This window comes from Sabulicella glaciei (assembly GCF_026183895.1).
In the GTDB taxonomy this organism is placed as follows: domain Bacteria; phylum Pseudomonadota; class Alphaproteobacteria; order Acetobacterales; family Acetobacteraceae; genus Roseococcus; species Roseococcus glaciei.
Window position 1 is genome coordinate 288,020 of the sequence record NZ_JAPFQI010000001.1, and the last position, 16,744, is coordinate 304,763.

Annotated in this window: 15 protein-coding genes; 11 read left to right on the forward strand and 4 right to left on the reverse strand. The window is 70.0% G+C overall.

Features of this window, described 5'->3' with window-relative positions:
• The first annotated feature begins 94 nt into the window (after positions 1-94).
• Positions 95-1,066, forward strand: coding sequence for an ATP-grasp domain-containing protein (locus OF850_RS01260; RefSeq protein WP_301587850.1), 972 nt, complete (start codon positions 95-97; stop codon positions 1,064-1,066).
• Here OF850_RS01260 and OF850_RS01265 read toward each other — a convergent pair.
• Both OF850_RS01265 and OF850_RS01270 read right to left on the reverse strand, forming a co-directional pair.
• Positions 1,063-2,049: a Bug family tripartite tricarboxylate transporter substrate binding protein gene (locus OF850_RS01265; protein ID WP_301587851.1), complete on the reverse strand. Its 987-nt coding sequence runs from the start codon at positions 2,047-2,049 to the stop codon at positions 1,063-1,065. The two genes, OF850_RS01260 and OF850_RS01265, sit on opposite strands and share 4 nt — an antisense overlap.
• Before the next feature lie 140 nt (positions 2,050-2,189).
• Positions 2,190-3,830: a thiamine pyrophosphate-binding protein gene (locus OF850_RS01270; RefSeq protein ID WP_301587852.1), complete on the reverse strand. Its 1,641-nt coding sequence runs from the start codon at positions 3,828-3,830 to the stop codon at positions 2,190-2,192.
• Positions 3,831-4,067: 237 nt separating this feature from the next.
• Here OF850_RS01270 and OF850_RS01275 point away from each other — a divergent pair, with 237 nt between their 5' ends.
• The 8 genes from OF850_RS01275 to OF850_RS01310 all read left to right on the forward strand — a co-directional run bounded on the left by OF850_RS01275 (position 4,068) and on the right by OF850_RS01310 (position 11,987).
• Positions 4,068-4,274, forward strand: a complete 207-nt coding sequence (locus OF850_RS01275; protein ID WP_301587853.1) for a DUF4170 domain-containing protein — start codon at positions 4,068-4,070, stop codon at positions 4,272-4,274.
• A gap of 252 nt (positions 4,275-4,526) precedes the next feature.
• Positions 4,527-4,706: a periplasmic nitrate reductase, NapE protein gene (gene napE / locus OF850_RS01280; protein ID WP_301587854.1), complete on the forward strand. Its 180-nt coding sequence runs from the start codon at positions 4,527-4,529 to the stop codon at positions 4,704-4,706.
• 28 nt (positions 4,707-4,734) lie between these two features.
• Positions 4,735-5,043 carry a chaperone NapD gene (locus tag OF850_RS01285; RefSeq protein ID WP_301587855.1) on the forward strand — a complete coding sequence of 103 codons (309 nt, stop codon included), beginning with the start codon at positions 4,735-4,737 and terminating at the stop codon, positions 5,041-5,043.
• A 3-nt stretch (positions 5,044-5,046) separates the two neighbouring features.
• Complete coding sequence (gene napA / locus OF850_RS01290; RefSeq protein WP_301587856.1) at positions 5,047-7,596, forward strand: periplasmic nitrate reductase subunit alpha; 2,550 nt, start codon at positions 5,047-5,049, stop codon at positions 7,594-7,596.
• Positions 7,596-8,072 carry a nitrate reductase cytochrome c-type subunit gene (locus OF850_RS01295; protein ID WP_301587857.1) on the forward strand — a complete coding sequence of 159 codons (477 nt, stop codon included), beginning with the start codon at positions 7,596-7,598 and terminating at the stop codon, positions 8,070-8,072. Before napA ends, OF850_RS01295 begins: the two co-directional genes overlap by 1 nt.
• A complete protein-coding gene (locus OF850_RS01300; RefSeq protein ID WP_301587858.1) occupies positions 8,072-8,734 on the forward strand; it encodes a NapC/NirT family cytochrome c in 663 nt (220 codons plus the stop codon). The genes OF850_RS01295 and OF850_RS01300 overlap by 1 nt, the downstream gene beginning before the upstream one ends.
• Positions 8,725-9,213: a DUF4142 domain-containing protein gene (locus tag OF850_RS01305; RefSeq protein ID WP_301587859.1), complete on the forward strand. Its 489-nt coding sequence runs from the start codon at positions 8,725-8,727 to the stop codon at positions 9,211-9,213. The genes OF850_RS01300 and OF850_RS01305 overlap by 10 nt, the downstream gene beginning before the upstream one ends.
• A gap of 341 nt (positions 9,214-9,554) precedes the next feature.
• The gene (locus tag OF850_RS01310; RefSeq protein ID WP_301587860.1) at positions 9,555-11,987 is read left to right on the forward strand and encodes a recombinase; all 2,433 of its coding nucleotides are present in this window, start codon (positions 9,555-9,557) and stop codon (positions 11,985-11,987) included.
• Positions 11,988-12,006: 19 nt separating this feature from the next.
• Here OF850_RS01310 and OF850_RS01315 read toward each other — a convergent pair whose 3' ends face one another.
• Both OF850_RS01315 and OF850_RS01320 read right to left on the reverse strand, forming a co-directional pair.
• Entirely contained in the window at positions 12,007-12,822 is an 816-nt protein-coding gene (locus tag OF850_RS01315) for a class I SAM-dependent methyltransferase (protein ID WP_301587861.1), read from the reverse strand.
• A gap of 290 nt (positions 12,823-13,112) precedes the next feature.
• On the reverse strand, positions 13,113-14,087 hold the full coding sequence (locus tag OF850_RS01320) for a Bug family tripartite tricarboxylate transporter substrate binding protein (protein ID WP_301587862.1): 975 nt from the start codon (positions 14,085-14,087) through the stop codon (positions 13,113-13,115).
• 89 nt (positions 14,088-14,176) lie between these two features.
• On the opposite strand from OF850_RS01320, the gene OF850_RS01325 reads away from it, so the two are divergent.
• Together OF850_RS01325 and OF850_RS01330 are read left to right on the forward strand one after the other, a co-directional pair.
• Positions 14,177-15,103 carry an NAD(P)H-dependent flavin oxidoreductase gene (locus OF850_RS01325; RefSeq protein ID WP_301587863.1) on the forward strand — a complete coding sequence of 309 codons (927 nt, stop codon included), beginning with the start codon at positions 14,177-14,179 and terminating at the stop codon, positions 15,101-15,103.
• The gene (locus tag OF850_RS01330; protein WP_301587864.1) at positions 15,100-16,647 is read left to right on the forward strand and encodes an AMP-binding protein; all 1,548 of its coding nucleotides are present in this window, start codon (positions 15,100-15,102) and stop codon (positions 16,645-16,647) included. Before OF850_RS01325 ends, OF850_RS01330 begins: the two co-directional genes overlap by 4 nt.
• Positions 16,648-16,744: the final 97 nt, after the last annotated feature.

The following is a 16,744-nucleotide window of genomic DNA, read 5'->3' on the forward strand; positions in this document are numbered from 1 at the left end:
GATATTTCTCGGTGGAATTCGGGGTTACTTGTGGAATTGATATTTCGCGACCATACATCGTGCATCCTGAATGGAATGCCCGAGGAGCGCCGCGATGAGCCAGATCCACGTCATCCACGAGAACCCGGCCTGGCTGCCGCCCCTTGCCGAGGCGCTGGACGCGCGGGGCCTGCCCTGGACCGAGTGGTTCATGCACGACAAGGCTTTCGACCTGTCGGCCCCGCCCCCGGAAGGGATCTTCTACAACCGCATGAGCGCCTCGTCGCACACGCGCGACCACCGCTTTTCCGCCGAATTGACGGCCGGCGTGCTCGCCTGGCTGACGCGCTGGGGGCGAAAGGTCGTGAACGGGCCGGCGGCGCTGGACCTCGAGATCAGCAAGGTGCGGCAATACGCGGCGCTGGAGGCGGCGGGGCTGCGGACGCCGCGCACCGTCATGGTGGCGGGACGAGAGGGCATCGCGGCGGCGGCGCGTGAGCATTTCGGCAGCGAGCTGGTCATCCTGAAGCCCAATCGCGGCGGCAAGGGCCTGGGCGTGCAGCTCTTCCACACGCCCGAAAGGCTGGAGGACTACGTCCGCAGCGACCGCTACGAGGCGCCGGTGGACGGGATCCAGCTCCTCCAGGCCTACGTGCGGGCGCCGCGGCCCGTCATCACCCGCGCGGAGTTCGCCGGGCGGCGCTTCACCTACGCGGTCGAGGTGGACACCAGCGAGGGGTTCGAGCTTTGTCCGGCGGATGTCTGCGCCATCGGCGAGCAGGTCTGCCCGGTGGGCGTGGAGCCCGGGCGTCCCGCGCACAAGTTCACCGTGGTGGAGGTGCCGGACCGCGCCTTCATCGGCCGGCTCGAAGCCTTCCTGGACGGGGCCGGCGTGGACGTGGCCGGGATCGAGTTCATAGTCGGGCCGGATGGCCAGAAGCTGGTCTACGACGTGAACACCAACACGAACTACAACCCCGAGGCGGAGGCCCGCGCCGGCACCGCCGGGACGCCGCGCTCGGGCATGGGGGCGCTGGCCGCGTTCCTCGGCGGGCTGCTCGCCGAGACTCGGGCGCGCGCTGCCTAGTCGATGGTGACGCCCGAGGCCTCGACCACCGGGCGCCACTTCTCCACCTCCCGGCGCATGAAGGCGTCGTACTCGGCCGGGGGGAGCGGCATCGGCTCGGCGCCGAACTCGCGCACGCGTCCGATAATGCGCGGGTCCTGCAGCGCCGCGACGATTTCCTGGCCCAGCCGCTCGACCACCGGGCGCGGCGTCGAGGCGGGGGCGGCGACGCCGTACCAGCTCGCCACGTCGAAATCCGGCACGCCCTGCTCCTGCAGCGTGGGCAGTTCCGGCATGAAGCTGACGCGCTGCGCCGTGGAAACGCCAAGCGCACGCAGCATCCCGGCAAGGACCTGCTGGCGGCTAGCCGGGGCGTTGTCGATGGCGAAGAGCACCTCGCCATTCATGACGGCAGCCATGCTGGGGGCGGTGCCGCGATAAGGGACGTGCTGCACCTCGACGCCCATCCGCAGCCCGAACAGCACGCCGGAAAGATGCGAGGAGGTGCCCGCCCCGGCCGAGGCGAAGTTGGACTGGCGCGGATTGGCCTTGATGAAGCGCACGAGCTCCTCAACCGTGTTGATGCCGCGGTCGGGCTTGACGATCAGCACGTTTGGAAGCTGCGCGATGCGCGCGACGCCCGGCAGGTCGCGCAGCGGATCGAAGGAAAGGCGCGTGCGGTAGAGGGTCGGGCCGATGCCGTGGCTGGCGATGTGGTTCACCAGGAAGGTGTGGTCGTCGGGCGTGGCGCGGGCCGCTATCTCCGCGGCGACCATGCCGCCCGCGCCCGGCCGGTTGTCGAGCCAGAGCGGCTGGCCCAGGCGTTCGCGCAGGTGGTTCTCGAGGATGCGCATGAAGATGTCGCTCGCCCCGCCCGCAGCGCCGCCGACGAGGTAGCGCAACGGCTTCTCGGGCCATGAGGGGGCGGAGGTCTGGGCCTGGGACCGGGGCGCGCCGAAAGCGGGCAGCGCCAGCGCAGCCGCAAGGGTGCGACGCTTGAGCATCTGGAATCCTCCCTGGCCGCGCCATTGTGCCGGCGCGTGCGTCATCATTTTCGCGCGTGACTTCCCGGGACGGCCGGCGCCGCGCGAGGCGATCCGACCACAAGGGCCGGAGGCGCCGCAAGGGCTGATTCGGGTGGGGCTCAGCCGGCCTTGCGTGGCTGGTTGTAGGGCGCATAGGGTGGGTGCTCGCCGATGGTCGCCATGTCGACCTCCAGCAGCACCGGTCCCTTCGTCGCGAAGGCCCGTTCCAGCGTGGGCCCGAACTCCTCCACGGAGGAGACGCGCATTCCCGGCAGCCCGGCCAGCGCCGCGAGTTGCATCAGGTCCGGCCCCTGGAGGTCATGGAAGAAGCGGCGCCCGGCGGCGTGATCCTGGATATGGCGGATCACGCCGTAGCCCTTGTCGTTCATCACCATGATGACGAGCTCGGCCTGTTCCTGCACCGCGGTCCAAAGCTCCGGCAGGTTCAGGGCGAAGCCGCCATCCCCCACCATCGCGATGGCCTTGCGCCCCTTGCCCGCCAGGGCGGCGCCGATGCCGAGCGGCAGGCCCGGCCCGATCGCCGCGCCCACCGGGTGCACCGCGTCGCGCGGCCCCAGCACCGGCATGATGCGGTTGCCCCAGGCGGAATTGCTGATGGTGATGTCGCGCACCCACAGCGCGTCGCGCGGCATGGCGGCGCGCAGCGTGGCGGGGAAGCTTTCATAGGGGCCGAGGCCGCGCGCGTATTCCGCCACGGCGCGCGGCTTCAGCGCGGCGAGGTCGCGCTGTAGGTCGGAGGGCTTCGCTTCCAGCGCGTCGGCGATGGCGTGCATGGTCAGGGCGGCGTCGCCCTGCACGAAGATGTCAGGCTGATAGGTGCGGCCATTCGCCGCCGGGTCGATGTCCACGTGGATCAGCGGGCGCGGCAGCTTCAGCGAGAATTCCATCGTCTCGTGCCCGCGCAGGCGGCTGCCGACCACCAGCATGGCGTCGCAGCCCGCGTAGAACTCGGCGACGGGCGGCGAGCCGGCGCCGTGCAGCCCGCCAAGGGTGCGCGGGTCGTCCTCCGCGACGATGCCGCGCCCGTTCCAGGAAGACACGGCGCCGAAGCCGAGGTCCAGCAGGCGCAGCGCCGCCTCCCGCGCGCCCTTGGCCCCGTTGCCCAGCCACAGCATGGGTCGCTTCGCCTGCCGCAGCGCGGCGACGGCGGCGGCGAGGGCGAGGGGCTCGGGCGGCGGGGCAGGGGGGAGGGAGAGCGCGACCGCGGACCAGTCGGGACGCGGCACCTCCATGCGCTGGATGTCGATCGGCACCTCGACGCTGACGGGCCCCATGGGCGGGGTCAGCGCGGCGGTGGCGGCGACCATCAGCGTCGCCAGCGCTTCCTGCGGGGCACGAACCCGGAAGGCACGCTTGCACACGCTGGCGAGCATCTCGGTCTGGCCCGGCACGTCGTGTACCGTGCCCATGTCGCGGCCGAGGAAGCGCGTGGCGGTCTGGCCGGTGACGTGCAGCACGGGGCTGCCGGCGAAGCGGGCCTCGACGAGGCCGGGCATGGCATTGGCGGCGCCAGGGCCGGTGGAGGTGAAGACGACGCCGAGATGACCCGACACGCGGGCATAGGCATCGGCCATGTGGGCGCCGCCCATCTCGCCGCGCGCCATCACGTAGCGCACGGCGTTGCGCTGGCTCAGCGCGTCGAGCATCGGGATGTTGTGGACGGAAACGATGCCGAAGGCGGTGTCGACCCCCACCGCCGGCAGGAACTCGGCGACGAGTTCACCCACCGTGTAAGCCATGACGCTTCCTTCCCGCTGTCGCAGGCGTGAGCATGCGCCTGGATCCGCGGCCTGGAAACCCGGGGCCGGGCTTGCTGGCCTCGCGATGCCGGCCGGCGGGACGATGCCGGCCCACGTGGCATTGAAGCGGAGGCGCCACGGTTTCGTCCATCGCGGCCGGCGGCTATGGCTCCCCCACGCAAGGCTGCGGCGCCCGCACGCCGCACCGGGGATCACGGACTGGAGAACGAGACGACGATGAGCAAGCGTGGATTCTGGGTGGTTTGGGGTGGCGTGTTCAAGAACACGGATTTCGAGGAGCTGGAGCCCGGAACCGAGGAACTGCATGGCCCTTTCCACAGCGAGGCGGCGGCCAACCAAGCCTGGCAGGATGAGATGCGCCGGAAGGTGGACATCGCGACCCACCGGCTTTTCGTGATGCGGGCCCAGCCGGTCGGAGGCTGAGCCGGCAGGCGCGACAGCACGCCTGGGGCACGCGCGAACGCCCGCTTTCGCGCGTGCCGAGATCCATGGTGGGGGTCAGCCTCGCCATGCGGGAGATTTTCCTCGCAAGATCCTGAAATTCAAGACTTCTGGCGAACATCGAGCGCTGGGCGGCGCTTCCGAGCCGCGTAGAACATTCCATCAATTGACATGGAACCATTGCGCGAGTGTCGGTGTTGACCCGCAAGGAAACGGCACGAGGAACCCCTCGACATGGGCGCATCAACGCCTTTGCCAAGTAAGCCGGCACGGGGAACGAGGAGACAGGAGCTTCTCGCCTTCTTCATTCTCGCCGTCCTGATATGGCCTTTCATCGCCGTGGGGGTGGTCGCCGGGTTCGGCTTCCTGGTCTGGATGTACCATCTCGTCGTCGGCCCGCCGGGTCCGGGCTGACGCCATGCCGCCTCCTAACCAAGGGGATTTGCGCGAGGGCTGGGCAGGCGCGTCCGAGCCGCCCGGCCGCGCTGCCGAAGCCCACATCTCCAGCCTTGTCGTTCATTGCCGGCTCGACGAGGCGGAGCGCGTCATCACCGCCCTGCGCGCGATGCCCGATGCCGAGATCAGCGTGGCTGCGCCAGGCAAGCTCGTCGTCGTGCTCGAGACCCCGTCCGAAGGCGAGATCGTCGACCGCTTGAACCACATCCAGCGTCTGTCGGGCGTCCTGGCGGCGACGCTGGTCTTCCATCACCACGAGCCGGCGCTCGCCGGCGAGCCTGTTTCCGGGGAGTGAGCCATGGGTTTGTCGCGTCGTGAGCTGATCAAGACACAGGCGGCGGCAGCCGCCACGGCCGCGGCCTGCGGGATCGTGCCGGCATCGGCACAGAACGTGCCAGTGGGGGACGAACTTCGCCTCAAGTGGGACAAGGCGCCGTGCCGGTTCTGCGGCACAGGCTGCGGCGTAATGGTCGGGACGCGCGACGGGCGTATCGTCGCGACGCATGGCGACATGCGCGCCGAGGTGAATCGTGGCCTCAACTGCGTCAAGGGCTATTTCCTGTCGAAGATCCTGTACGGATCGGACCGGCTGACGCAGCCGCTGATGCGGATGCGCGACGGGCGGCTGGACAAGGATGGCGAGTTCCGCCCCGTCACCTGGGATCAGGCCTTCGACGCCATGGCCGCGCACTGGAAGCGCGTGCTGCGCGAGAAGGGGCCCGAGGCCGTGGGCATGTTCGGTTCCGGCCAATGGACGATGTTCGAGGGGTATGCCGCGACCAAGCTGATGCGGGGCGGGTTCCGCTCCAACAACCTCGACCCCAATGCGCGCCACTGCATGGCCTCGGCCGCCGTCACCTTCATCCGCACCTTCGGCAGCGATGAGCCGATGGGGTGCTACGACGATTTCGAGCATGCGGATGCCTTCGTCCTGTGGGGCTCCAACATGGCGGAGATGCACCCCATCCTCTGGACGCGGGTGACGGACCGCCGCCTCAGCGCGCGGCACGTGCGCATCCACACGCTCTCGACCTACCAGCACCGGACCACCGAGCTTTCCGACGCGGGGATCATCTTCAAGCCCGGCACGGACCTCGTGATCCTGAACTACATCGCCAACCACATCATCCAGTCGGGGGCGGTGAACCGCGACTTCGTGCAGCGCCACGTCAACATCCGGATGGCGAACACGGATATCGGCTATGGGCTCCGCCCCGAGCACGTGCTGGAGCAGCGCGCCCAGCATGCGAACGACGCCCAGGTCTCGCATCCAGCGGATTTCGAGGCCTATGCACGGCTGATGAGTGAATACACGCTCGACCGCGCGCATGAGGTGTCCGGCGTTCCAAAGCCGCAGCTCGAAGCGCTCGCGCGACTCTATGCGGATCCGAAGACCAAGGTGATGTCGCTCTGGACCATGGGCATGAACCAGCACGTCCGGGGCGTGTGGGCCAATCATATGGTCTACAATATCCATCTTCTCACCGGGAAGATCAGCGAGCCGGGCAACTCGCCCTTCTCCCTGACGGGCCAGCCATCGGCCTGCGGGACGGCGCGCGAGGTCGGCTGCTTCGCGCACCGCCTGCCGGCCGACATGCAGGTGACGAACCCGGAGCATCGCCGCACGGCGGAGGAGATCTGGAAGCTGCCGCAGGGGCTGCTGCCGTCGCGCGTCGGGTACCACGCCGTCCTGCAGGACCGCATGCTGAAGGACGGCAAGCTCAACGCCTACTGGATCATGTGCAACAACAACCTCCAGACGGCGCCGAACACCAATAACGAGACCTATCCGGGCTACCGCAACCCGGCCAACCTGATCGTCGTGTCGGACCCCTATCCGACGGTCACGGCGCTCGCCGCCGACATCATCCTGCCGACGGCGATGTGGGTCGAGAAGGAAGGCGCCTACGGCAACGCCGAGCGGCGCACCCAGTTCTGGCGCCAGCTGGTGGATGCGCCGGGCGAGGCGCGGTCCGACCTGTGGCAGCTCATGGAATTCTCCAAGCGCTTCACCACGGACGAGGTGTGGCCAGCGGAGATCCTGGACCGCGCGCCCGAGTACCGCGGCAAGACCTTGTTCGACGTGCTGTACCGCAACGGGCAGGTTGACTCCGTGCCGCTCTCCGAGCTGGGGGCCGAGCAGAAGAACCAGGAATCCCGCGCCTTCGGCTTCTACGTCCACAAGGGGTTGTGGAACGAGTACGTCCGCTTCGGAAACGACCACGGCCATGACTACGCCGATTTCGACACCTATCACGAGGTGCGGGGGCTGCGCTGGCCGGTGGTGCGCGGGCAGGAAACCAAGTGGCGCTACCGCGAGGGGCTCGACCCCTATGTCGAGGCCGGGTCCGGGGTCCAATTCTATGGCAACCCTGACAAGAAGGCGAACCTGATCGGCGCGCCCTACGAGCCGCCCGCCGAGGTGCCGGACGCGGAGTATGACCTTTGGCTCGTGACGGGGCGCGTGCTGGAGCACTGGCATTCCGGCTCGATGACGCTGCGCGTGCCCGAGCTTTACCGCGCCTTCCCGAGCGCCCTGCTCTACATGCATCCGGAGGACGCGCAGCAACGTGGCCTGCGGCGGGGCCAGGAGGTGCGCATCGTTTCACGCCGCGGCGAGATCCGCTCGCGCGTGGAGATCCGGGGACGCAACCGCGTGCCGCGCGGGGTGGTCTACGTGCCCTTCTTCGATGCGAGCCAGCTGATCAACAAGGTCACGCTGGACGCAACGGACCCGATCTCGAAGCAGACCGATTTCAAGAAATGCGCGGTCAAGGTGGCGCTCGCATCGGACCGCTCCGGCGCGACGGCGCAGACGCCGCCTGATCCGCGCGGAGGGCCCCGGTGATGCGCCCAGTCTTTCTCGCCGGCTCGATCTTGGCTGTGTCGCTTGCGGCCGCGGGCGCCTTGTTCGCGCAGGATGCGCCCCGGCTGCGCGGGCCCGAGCCCTTCTCCCTGGACGCGCCGGCGCCGCCCATGCCCCGGCCGATCACCAACGACGTGCGGGTGCGCCGCAACTACCCGGACCAGCCGCCGCTGATCCCGCACAACGTCGAGGGCTATGCGCTCGACCTCAACGCGAACCAGTGCATGACCTGCCACGCCCGGCGCTTCACGGAGCAGAGCCAAGCGCCGATGATCTCCGTCACGCACTACCAGGACCGCGACGGCACCACGCTCGGCGGGCTGGCGCCCCGGCGCTACGCCTGCCTGGCGTGCCACGTGCCGCAGACGGAGGCGCGCCCCCTGGTCGAGAACACCTTCCGCGACATGGATGAACTAGCCGAGCCCGAGCAGCGCACCGGTGCGCGGGGCAGGCGCTGATGTCGGCGACGGAGGATACGGGAGCGGAGAAGCAGGCGGAACGCCAGCCGGGCTGGATCCGGCGCCGGTGGAATGCCTTCCGGAACCTGCCGCTGATCCGCACGGCGCTGGGGCCAGCGACGACGCTCAGCCTGGCCTTCCTGACGCTGGGTGGATTCTTTGCCGGCGTCGTCTTCTGGGGCGGTTTCAACACCGTGCTCGAGTACACGAACCGCACCGAGTTCTGCATCGGCTGCCACGAGATGCGCGCCAATGTGTTCGAGGAATTGCAGGGCACGATCCACGCCGTCAATCGTTCGGGTGTGCGCGCGCAATGCGCGGATTGCCACGTGCCGCATGACTGGACGCACAAGATGGGCCGCAAGATGCAGGCCTCCATGGAGGTTTGGGGCCACCTCTTCGGGACGATCAGCACGAGGGAGCTTTTCCTCAACCACCGACGCACGATGGCCGAGCGGGAATGGGCACGCATGGAGGCGAACGACAGCCTGCAATGCCGGAACTGCCACACGGCGGAGGCGATGGACCTGACGAAGCAGAACCCGCGCGCCGCTGCGGCGCATGAGCGGTTCCTGTTCACCGGCGAGCGGACCTGCATCCAGTGCCATCGCGGCATCGCGCACCGCCTTCCGGACATGCATGGGGTGCCGGGATGGCAGTAGCGCGACGAGGCCTGGTCCTCCTTCTGACCGCGGCGGGCGCTGCCTCCGCCCAGCCCCGGCAGGAGGAGCCGCTGCGCTCCCTCTACGGCTTCGCGGAGTTGCAGCTTCGCGCTTCCCGCCTCGCGGCATCCCGCGAGACGCGCGAGGAGGTCAGGGCGTTCGCGACCGAGATGGCGCGCTGGCGGGAAGCGCAGCTGCCGAGGCTGCAATCCTTCCTCGAGGGGCGGGGCATCCGCGACCTCCAGATGCTCGAGGACCAGGAGACGGTTTGGGAAGGGCTGCAACGGCTGGACTTCCTTGCCCTCAGCCGGCGCTATGCCGAGGTCCAGGTCCAGGCCCTCGAGTTGGAGATCCCCGGCTATGAACGGGCGGTGAACCATCCCGAGCCTGCGATCTCGGCGCTGGCGAACGAGATGCTTCCGGACCTCCGCCGCCTGCTGGATGGGGCGAAGCGCATGCTGGAGGCGGTGGGTCCCTGACCGAGATCCGCCGGCGAGGCTTGCCGGGGTAAGAAGGGAGCGACGCGCCCCGGGTCGCGGCCGCGTTGCCCACTCCAATACGTGCAGTGATTCGTTTCCTCTCGCGACGGGAGTGGGCGGCGGTTCTGCCCGCCCGCATTCCGGGGAAACGCGTTGTTCCTCTGCGATCCATCACGGTCGATCGACCGAGTTCTCACCTCTAAGCGCAAGATTTGGTTGTTTGGGGCAACCATCGACACCATATCTGGTTTTCACGCAGGCCGCTCAAGCGGCCCGAAGGGCGGTGCCACGTTTCCGGCGGGTGCCCATCGAATTGGTGTTCATGATTGCGGAGTGCCCCGATGGATGGCTTCCATCCCCTTTTCCAGGACCCGCTCGAGCGGCAGGCGGCGCGTTCCGCTGTTGGCGCCAGCTTCGGCGAGGCGCCACTCCGTGCGCGACCGCTGGATGGGGGCATGGGCGTGGCGGTGGGCCGGCGTACCGTGTTCCGGCCCGAGGATGCCGAGGATTTCGGACGCGTCGCAGACCGGGTCGCGGCCGGCAACATGGGCCTCGCGCCGCTGGGAGATGCGGTGGAGCAGGCGAGGCTGCGCAACGCCATCGCCACGGGGGCGCTGCTGACCTCCGGGCGGCACCTTCAGCACGGCGATGCCGGGCAGGCCGCGCGCAACATGGAGGTCTTCACCAACTGCGCGACCGCCATTGCCTCCTTCGCCGAGTTCTATCTCCTGCTGAACGGCTCGGGCGTCGGCCGCGCCTATGACGACGAGCTTTGCCTGGTGGACTGGGGGCAGGCGCCCACGCTCCTGCTGCACGTGGACGCCTCCCACCCCGACCACCCAGCCGGGCGGGACGGCCTGCGGCGCTTCGGGATCGAGATGGGCGTCCTTCCCTGGGGCACGGACGAGGCCGGCTTTGGCGCGGAGGCCGAGGCGCGGGTGCGCGGCTTCCTGGCGACCGAAATGCTGGCCGAACTGAGCGCGGCGCCGGAAGGCGCGGTGGTCCATCGCGTGGCGGATAGCCGCGAGGGCTGGGCCAAGGCGGTGGAGCTTCTGGAGTCCATGGCCTTCGCGGGCGCCCGGGACCGGGTGCTGGTCCTCGACCTGTCCGGGATCCGCCCCGCTGGCAGCCCGATCCGGGGGATGCAGGGCCGGCCCTCCTCGGGTCCGGTGTCGCTGCTGCGCGGTCTGCTGAACATCCGGCGCGAGGTGCTGGTCCCGGCGCGGGACCGCGACCCGGAAGGCGAGGTGCTGCAGCCCTGGGAGCAGGCGCTGCTGGTGGACCATCACCTTTCCGTCGAGGTGCAGGTGGGCGGGGCGCGGCGCGCGGCGCGCATGGCCACCAAGTCCTGGCGCGACCGGGGCGTCCTGCGCTTCGTGCGCGCAAAGTCCGAGGGCGGGCTCTGGACCGCGAACAACTCGGTGATGGTGGATGCGGAGTTCTGGAGCCGCGTCCGGGCGCCGGAAGGCGAGGGGGACGCGCTGACCCTGCACGCCAAGGCGGTCTTCGCGGAGGCAACGCGCTGCGCCTACATCAACGGCGAGCCCGGCTTCATCAATGGCGACCGGCTGGAGGACCACCGGACCGGCGAGGCCTGGGCCAAGCCGGTGCACGAGGATGGGCGCGACTTCCGCAGCGCCCGCTACCAGGTGGACCACGCGGCGCCCCTGCTGGCCGAGGCATCGCGCCGCGCCGCCGGCTCGCGCTTTCCAGTCACCACCAATCCGTGCGGCGAGATCACGCTGCATGTCACGGGCGGCTACTGCGTGATCGCGGATTTCGCGCCACTGCTGGCCTGCCCGGGCGAGCTCGACTCCTTCGCCCCGGGCGAGGCGCCCGCTGAGCTGGCCGCGCTCTGGGACCGGCGCGTGGAGGATAGCGTGCGGCTCGGCGTGCGCTTCCTCATCCGCGCGAACCGGATGGATGCGCTGTATGGGGAGGAGGTCGCGCGCACGAACCGCATCGGCATCGGCCCCACCGGCCTGCACGAATGGGCATGGATGCGCTTCGGCCTGGGCTTCCACGACCTGCTGGACGAGGAGCGGTCGCGCCCCTTCTGGCAGGCGCTGGAGCGCCTGTCCGAGGCGGCGAAGGCGGAGGCCGATGCCTTCGCCGCGAGCCTGGGCATGGCGCGTCCGGTGACGGTGACGACGGTGAAGCCCGCCGGCACCACCAGCAAGCTTTTCGGCCTGACCGAGGGCGCGCATCTTCCGGCGCGGCGGCAATACCTGCGCTGGGTGCAGTTCAAGGGCACCAAGGACGAGGCGACGGGCGCGTGGCTGCCAGGCTCGGACCCGCTCCTGGCCGAGTACGAGACGCGCGGATATCCGGTCCGGGCGCTGCGGAGCTTCCCGGGGATGAGCGTCGTCGGCTTCCCCACCGTGCCGCTGGCGCTGCGCCTCGGCCTGGGGGCAAGGCTGGTGACGGCGCCCGAGGCCTCGCCGGAGGAGCAGTATGCCTGGCTGCGCCTGCTGGAGCGGCACTGGATCGGCGAGCACCAGGGCAACCAGGTGAGCTACACGCTCAAAGTCTTCACCGACCGCGTGGGGCTGGACGCGTTCCGCGACATCGTGCGGGAGGAGCAACCGCGCGTGCGCTGCTGCGCCGTCCTGCCGAGCCGCCCGGACTCCGAGCTGGGCTATGAGTACCTGCCGGAGGAGGAAGTCTCCGCCGGACGCTTCGCCGCCATCGTGGAGGGCATCCGCGACGGCGCGGTGCAGGAGGCCGTGGACTGGGCCCACCTGCAATGCGCGAGCGGGGTCTGCCCGGTCTGAGCCGGCTTGCCTGGCGGAGCTACGGCACCGTCACGGTCACCCGAAGAAAGGTGGCGGGAACCTTGGTGACATTCCTGTCCGGGCTGGTGTTCTGGCTTTCGACCATCTCCACGAGCTCGCGTTCCAGATCCTCGGCGCGGCCGTCGCGCTCGGCGGCCTCGAAGGCGTTCACGGTAGGGCCGTAGAAGCGCCGGAACATGGACACGAGTTCCGCCGGGGGACCATCGAACCGGAAGTGGTAGGTGTCGCGCGCGAAGGACACGTTCTCCTTCGGCACGCCCGCCTTGCCGAAACGCTCCAGCACGTTCGACTCCACGCCCCAGAGCATCGGGCTGACGAAGCCCTCGGGTGGGGGTGGGGAATAGGCGGAGCTGATCCTGAGGACCTGCGCCACCATCGTCGGGTCGTTCGGGATCCAGTTGCCCATGACGATCCGCCCCCCGGGGCGCGTGACGCGCGTCATCGCCTGGGCCACGTCGAAGGGCCTGGGCGCGAACATCGCACCGAAGATGCTTACCACGAGGTCAAAGGAGCGATCCGGCAGGTCCTGGAGGTCGCAGGCGTCGCCGTGCTGGAAACTGATGTTGGTCAGTCCTTCGGCGCGTGCACGCTGGCTTGCTGCCTCCACCAGGTTGCGTGCGATGTCCACGCCCAGCACCTCGGCGCCGAGCCGGGCGGAGGGGAGCGCCGTCGTGCCGTCGCCGCAGCCGAGGTCGAGCACCTTGAGGCCCCTCGTAACCCCGAGATCCTTCACGAGGTTCTCGCCGCTTTCGCGCATGGTCGCCGCGATGCGGGTGAAGTCGCCCTTTTCCCAAAGGGCCTGGTTCGGATTCATGGCATGTCTCCTCCCTTGCGCTGCTGGTCCAGGCCGATGTGAGGGCCGGAAGCCAGCCTTCGCCGCCCCTGCATGCGCGGAGGGTGCGTCGCCTTGCTGTGAGGAGGATGGCCACCAACGAGGAAAGGGCGCTGGCGCCGTAGCCAACAGCAACGCTCGCCCCTTCGCACCACCCGCTATCCCGCGGGCTCGTGCCGGGCGGCGAGGCAGGCTAGGGCGCCCGGCGGCGGGGGGTCACGCGGTTTCGTTGCCGCATGACAACAGTTTCATCGCGGCGCGCCTGCCGCCCGTTAGCGCATCTCCAGCGAGATGCCATTGGCCTGGATGACGCGACGCCACTTCTCGCGCTCGTCGGCGATGCGGGCCTCGATGGCGCTTTCCTCCATCGGGCCGGGCAGGGTCATGCCGGCCCCGGTGAAGCGGCGGATGAAGGCCTCGTCGCGCTGCACATGCGCCAGAGCCTCCCGCAGCCGTGCCACGGCGGCGTCCGGCGCGGCACGGTGGGTGGCGAGGCCGAACCACGTCTCGGCCGAGTAGTCCGGGAAGCCGCTCTCCGCCAGGGTCGGGACGTCGGGCAGCATCGGGTGGCGGGTCTTCGACGCGACGGCCAGCGGGCGCATCGCCCCGTCGCGGATCTGCGGCATGGCGTTGCCGAGCACGTCGAACATCATGTGCGCTTCGCCGCGCTGGAGCGCGAGGTGCGAGGGCGCGCTGCCGTTATAGACCACGCCCTGCATCTCGATGCCCGCGGCCATGCGGAACATCTCCGCCGCGAGTTCCAGCGGGTTGCCGCGCCCGACCGAGGCGTAGTTCAGCCCGCCTTGCCTTTGCCGCGCCTCGGCGACGAAATCCTGCACGCTGCGCGCCGGGAAGTCGCGATGCACGATCATGACGAAGGGCGTTTCCGCCACGATGCCGAAGACGCGCAGGTCGCGCTGCGCGTCGAAGGGCATGTTGCGATAGAGGAGCGGGTTGGTGACGTAGCCGGCGCCGCTGGTGAAGACGACCGTGTGGCCGTCCGGCGGCGCCTGGACCGTCTGCTGGTGACCGATGATCGTCGCGGCGCCGGGGCGGCTGTCGGGCACGACGGGCTGGCCCAGGAAATCGCCCATGCCCTGGGCCATGATGCGGCTCATGATGTCGGCGAGGCCGCCGGGTGCGTAGGGGATCACCAGCCGAACCGCGCGCTGCGGGAAGCCTTGGGCACGCAGGGGCGCGGGCAGGGCCAGCAGCGCGCCGAGCGCCAGGGTGCGGCGGGCGATCATGGGTTCCTCCGGTGTCGTTGACGCCATGGTGCGATTGCCGCACGCCCCGAGTCCAGACAGCATGGCGCCGGGACCGAGGGAGTGGATGCATGTTCGAGGGGCGCCTTGCCCTGCCGCTGATCGCGGCACCGATGTTTCGCGTGTCGGGCCCGGAGCTTGTCATCGCCGCTTGCCGTGCCGGGGTGATCGGCGCCTTTCCGGGTGCGAATTGCCGCTCACCCGAGGAGCTGGACGACTGGCTCACGCGCATCGGCGGGGCGCTGACGCCGGGTGATGCGCCCTGGTGCCTCAACCTCATCATGCGGCGCGTGACGCTGCGCGAGGAGCTGGCGGTGCTGCTGCGCCACCGGCCCGAGATCGTCATCACCTCGGTCGGCGCGCCGGACCCGGTGGTCGCGCCGCTGCACGATGCGGGCTGCCTGGTGCTGGCCGATGTCGCCTCGCTGCGCCACGCCGAGAAGGCGCTGCGCGCCGGGGCGGACGGGCTGATCCTGCTGACAGCGGGAGCGGGCGGGCAGACGGGCTGGGCCAATGGCTTCGCCTTCGCCCGCGCGGTGCGCGCCATGACCGACAAGCCGCTGGTGATGGCGGGCGGCATCAGCGACGGCGCGGCGCTGCTGGCGGCGCGCGCCCTGGGCTGCGAGCTGGGCTACATGGGCACGAAGTTCATCGCCACCGCCGAGAGCATGGCCAGCCCGGACTACAAGCGCATGCTCGTGGACAGCACGTTGGATGACATCCTGCTCTCCAAGGCCTTTACCGGGCTGGAAACGAACACGCTGATCCCCTCGATCCGCGCCGCGGGGCTCGATCCCGCGCACCTTCCGGCCGACATGACGGAGGAGCGCGCGGGTGCCCTTTATGGCAGCGGCGGAAGCAGCGGCATCCGGCGCTGGAAGGATGTGTGGAGCGCGGGGCATTCCGTTTCAGGCGTCCGCGCGATCCCGAGCGTGGCGGAGATGGTGGCGGAGACGCGGCGCGAATACGAGGCGGCACGGGGGGCGCTGGCGGCATGAACACCGGTCCGACCTTTCCCTCCCTGGCCCTGCGCGCGCTGCGACGCCGTCCCGACCGCGCCTGCTTCGTCGAGGGGGGTACGGAGGTGAGTGGCGGCGCGGCCTCCGACTTCATCGGTCGCGTCCAGGCGGTGCTGGCGGCGCAGGGGCTGGGCGCGGGGGACCGCATCGCGCTGCTTTCGCCCAATCGCTGGGAGGCCTGGAGCGTCGGCGTCGCTGCGCAGGCGCTGGGCGCCGCGACGACATGGCTGCATCCTCTCGGTGCGGCGGAGGCGCATCGCTTCCAGATCGAGGATAGCGGGGCGCGGCACCTCGTCGTGGATGCCGCGTCCTACGGCGCGCGGGGGGCGGAGCTGGCGGCATCCCTGCCGGGGCTGCGGCTGCTGACGCTCGGCGCGCACGAGGCGGGGCTGGACCTGGTCCGCGCGGCGGAGGCGGCGGGCGCTCACGCGGCGCGCGACCTGTCGAAGCCGGAGGATCTGGCGGCGCTGAACTACACCGGCGGCACGACCGGGCGTCCCAAGGGGGTGATGCGCGCCTCGGGCGGGCTGGCGCAGATGGCGGTGACGGTGATGGCGGAGTTCGAGTGGGCGGCGCGGCCGCGCTTCCTCGCCGTCGCGCCCATCTCGCACGTCGCGGGAACGAATGTCGTGCCGGTGCTGCTGCGCGGCGGCAGCGTCCATCTGCTGGGCCGCTTCGAGCCGGAGGAATTGCTGCGCACCATCGCGGAGGCGCGCATCACCACGACGCTGATGGTGCCGAGCATGATCTACCGGCTGCTCGACCACCCGCGGCTGGGGGATTTCGACCTGTCCTCGCTCGACCTGCTTCTGTACGGCGCCTCGCCCATGGCGCCCACGCGTCTCGCGGAGGGGCTGGAGCGCATCGGCCCCGTCTTCTCGCAGCTCTACGGGCAGAGCGAGTGCTACCCGATCGCCAGCTTGCCGCGCGAGGACCACGACCCGGCGCGGCCCGAGCTGCTGGCCGCCTGCGGCTTCCCCGCGGCAGCGAGCGAGGTGGCGCTGCTGGATGGCGACGGCAACGAGGTGCCGGTCGGCGAGGCGGGCGAGATCTGCGTCCGCTCGCCCTGCGTCATGCAGGGATACTGGGGTCAGCCAGAGCAGACGGCGGAAGCCTTCGCAGGCGGGTGGCTGCACACGGGCGACATCGCGACGCGTGACGAAGCCGGGCGCCTTTCCATCGTGGACCGCAAAAAGGACATGGTGGTGAGCGGCGGCTTCAACGTTTATCCGCGCGAGGTGGAGGATGTGCTCGCCACCCATCCGGCCGTCGCCATGGCGGCGGTGATCGGCGTGCCCGACCCGCAATGGGGCGAGGCGGTGAAGGCCGTGGTGGTGCTGCGCGACGGCCAGCGCGCGACGGCGGCGGAGCTGATGGAGCTGGTGCGTGCCTGCAAGGGCAAGCTGCACGTGCCGAAGCAGGTGGAGTTCGCGGAAACCCTGCCGCTGACGCCTCTGGGCAAGCTGGACAAGAAGGCGCTGCGGGCGCGGCATTGGGAGGGCGAGGGCAGGGGAGTGGCCTAGGCGCGGGGCCTGGTCCAGGACCGCGTTGCGGACCCGGACTGCGGTTGTGCCGGCACCCGATACGAGCATCCGGGATGTGCGGACCGCGGACCACCGC

Bases quoted from the DNA above. Each gene is read 5' to 3' on its own strand.
- OF850_RS01325 (WP_301587863.1), top strand. From the start codon at position 14,177: ATGTTCGAGGGGCGCCTTGCCCTGCCGCTGATCGCGGCACCGATGTTT.
- OF850_RS01265 (WP_301587851.1), bottom strand. From the start codon at position 2,049: ATGCTCAAGCGTCGCACCCTTGCGGCTGCGCTGGCGCTGCCCGCTTTC.
- OF850_RS01330 (WP_301587864.1), top strand. From the start codon at position 15,100: ATGAACACCGGTCCGACCTTTCCCTCCCTGGCCCTGCGCGCGCTGCGA.
- OF850_RS01295 (WP_301587857.1), top strand. From the start codon at position 7,596: ATGCGCCCAGTCTTTCTCGCCGGCTCGATCTTGGCTGTGTCGCTTGCG.
- napE (WP_301587854.1), top strand. From the start codon at position 4,527: ATGGGCGCATCAACGCCTTTGCCAAGTAAGCCGGCACGGGGAACGAGG.
- OF850_RS01300 (WP_301587858.1), top strand. From the start codon at position 8,072: ATGTCGGCGACGGAGGATACGGGAGCGGAGAAGCAGGCGGAACGCCAG.
- OF850_RS01310 (WP_301587860.1), top strand. From the start codon at position 9,555: ATGGATGGCTTCCATCCCCTTTTCCAGGACCCGCTCGAGCGGCAGGCG.
- OF850_RS01275 (WP_301587853.1), top strand. From the start codon at position 4,068: ATGAGCAAGCGTGGATTCTGGGTGGTTTGGGGTGGCGTGTTCAAGAAC.
- napA (WP_301587856.1), top strand. From the start codon at position 5,047: ATGGGTTTGTCGCGTCGTGAGCTGATCAAGACACAGGCGGCGGCAGCC.
- OF850_RS01260 (WP_301587850.1), top strand. From the start codon at position 95: ATGAGCCAGATCCACGTCATCCACGAGAACCCGGCCTGGCTGCCGCCC.
- OF850_RS01315 (WP_301587861.1), bottom strand. From the start codon at position 12,822: ATGAATCCGAACCAGGCCCTTTGGGAAAAGGGCGACTTCACCCGCATC.
- OF850_RS01320 (WP_301587862.1), bottom strand. From the start codon at position 14,087: ATGATCGCCCGCCGCACCCTGGCGCTCGGCGCGCTGCTGGCCCTGCCC.
- OF850_RS01270 (WP_301587852.1), bottom strand. From the start codon at position 3,830: ATGGCTTACACGGTGGGTGAACTCGTCGCCGAGTTCCTGCCGGCGGTG.
- OF850_RS01305 (WP_301587859.1), top strand. From the start codon at position 8,725: ATGGCAGTAGCGCGACGAGGCCTGGTCCTCCTTCTGACCGCGGCGGGC.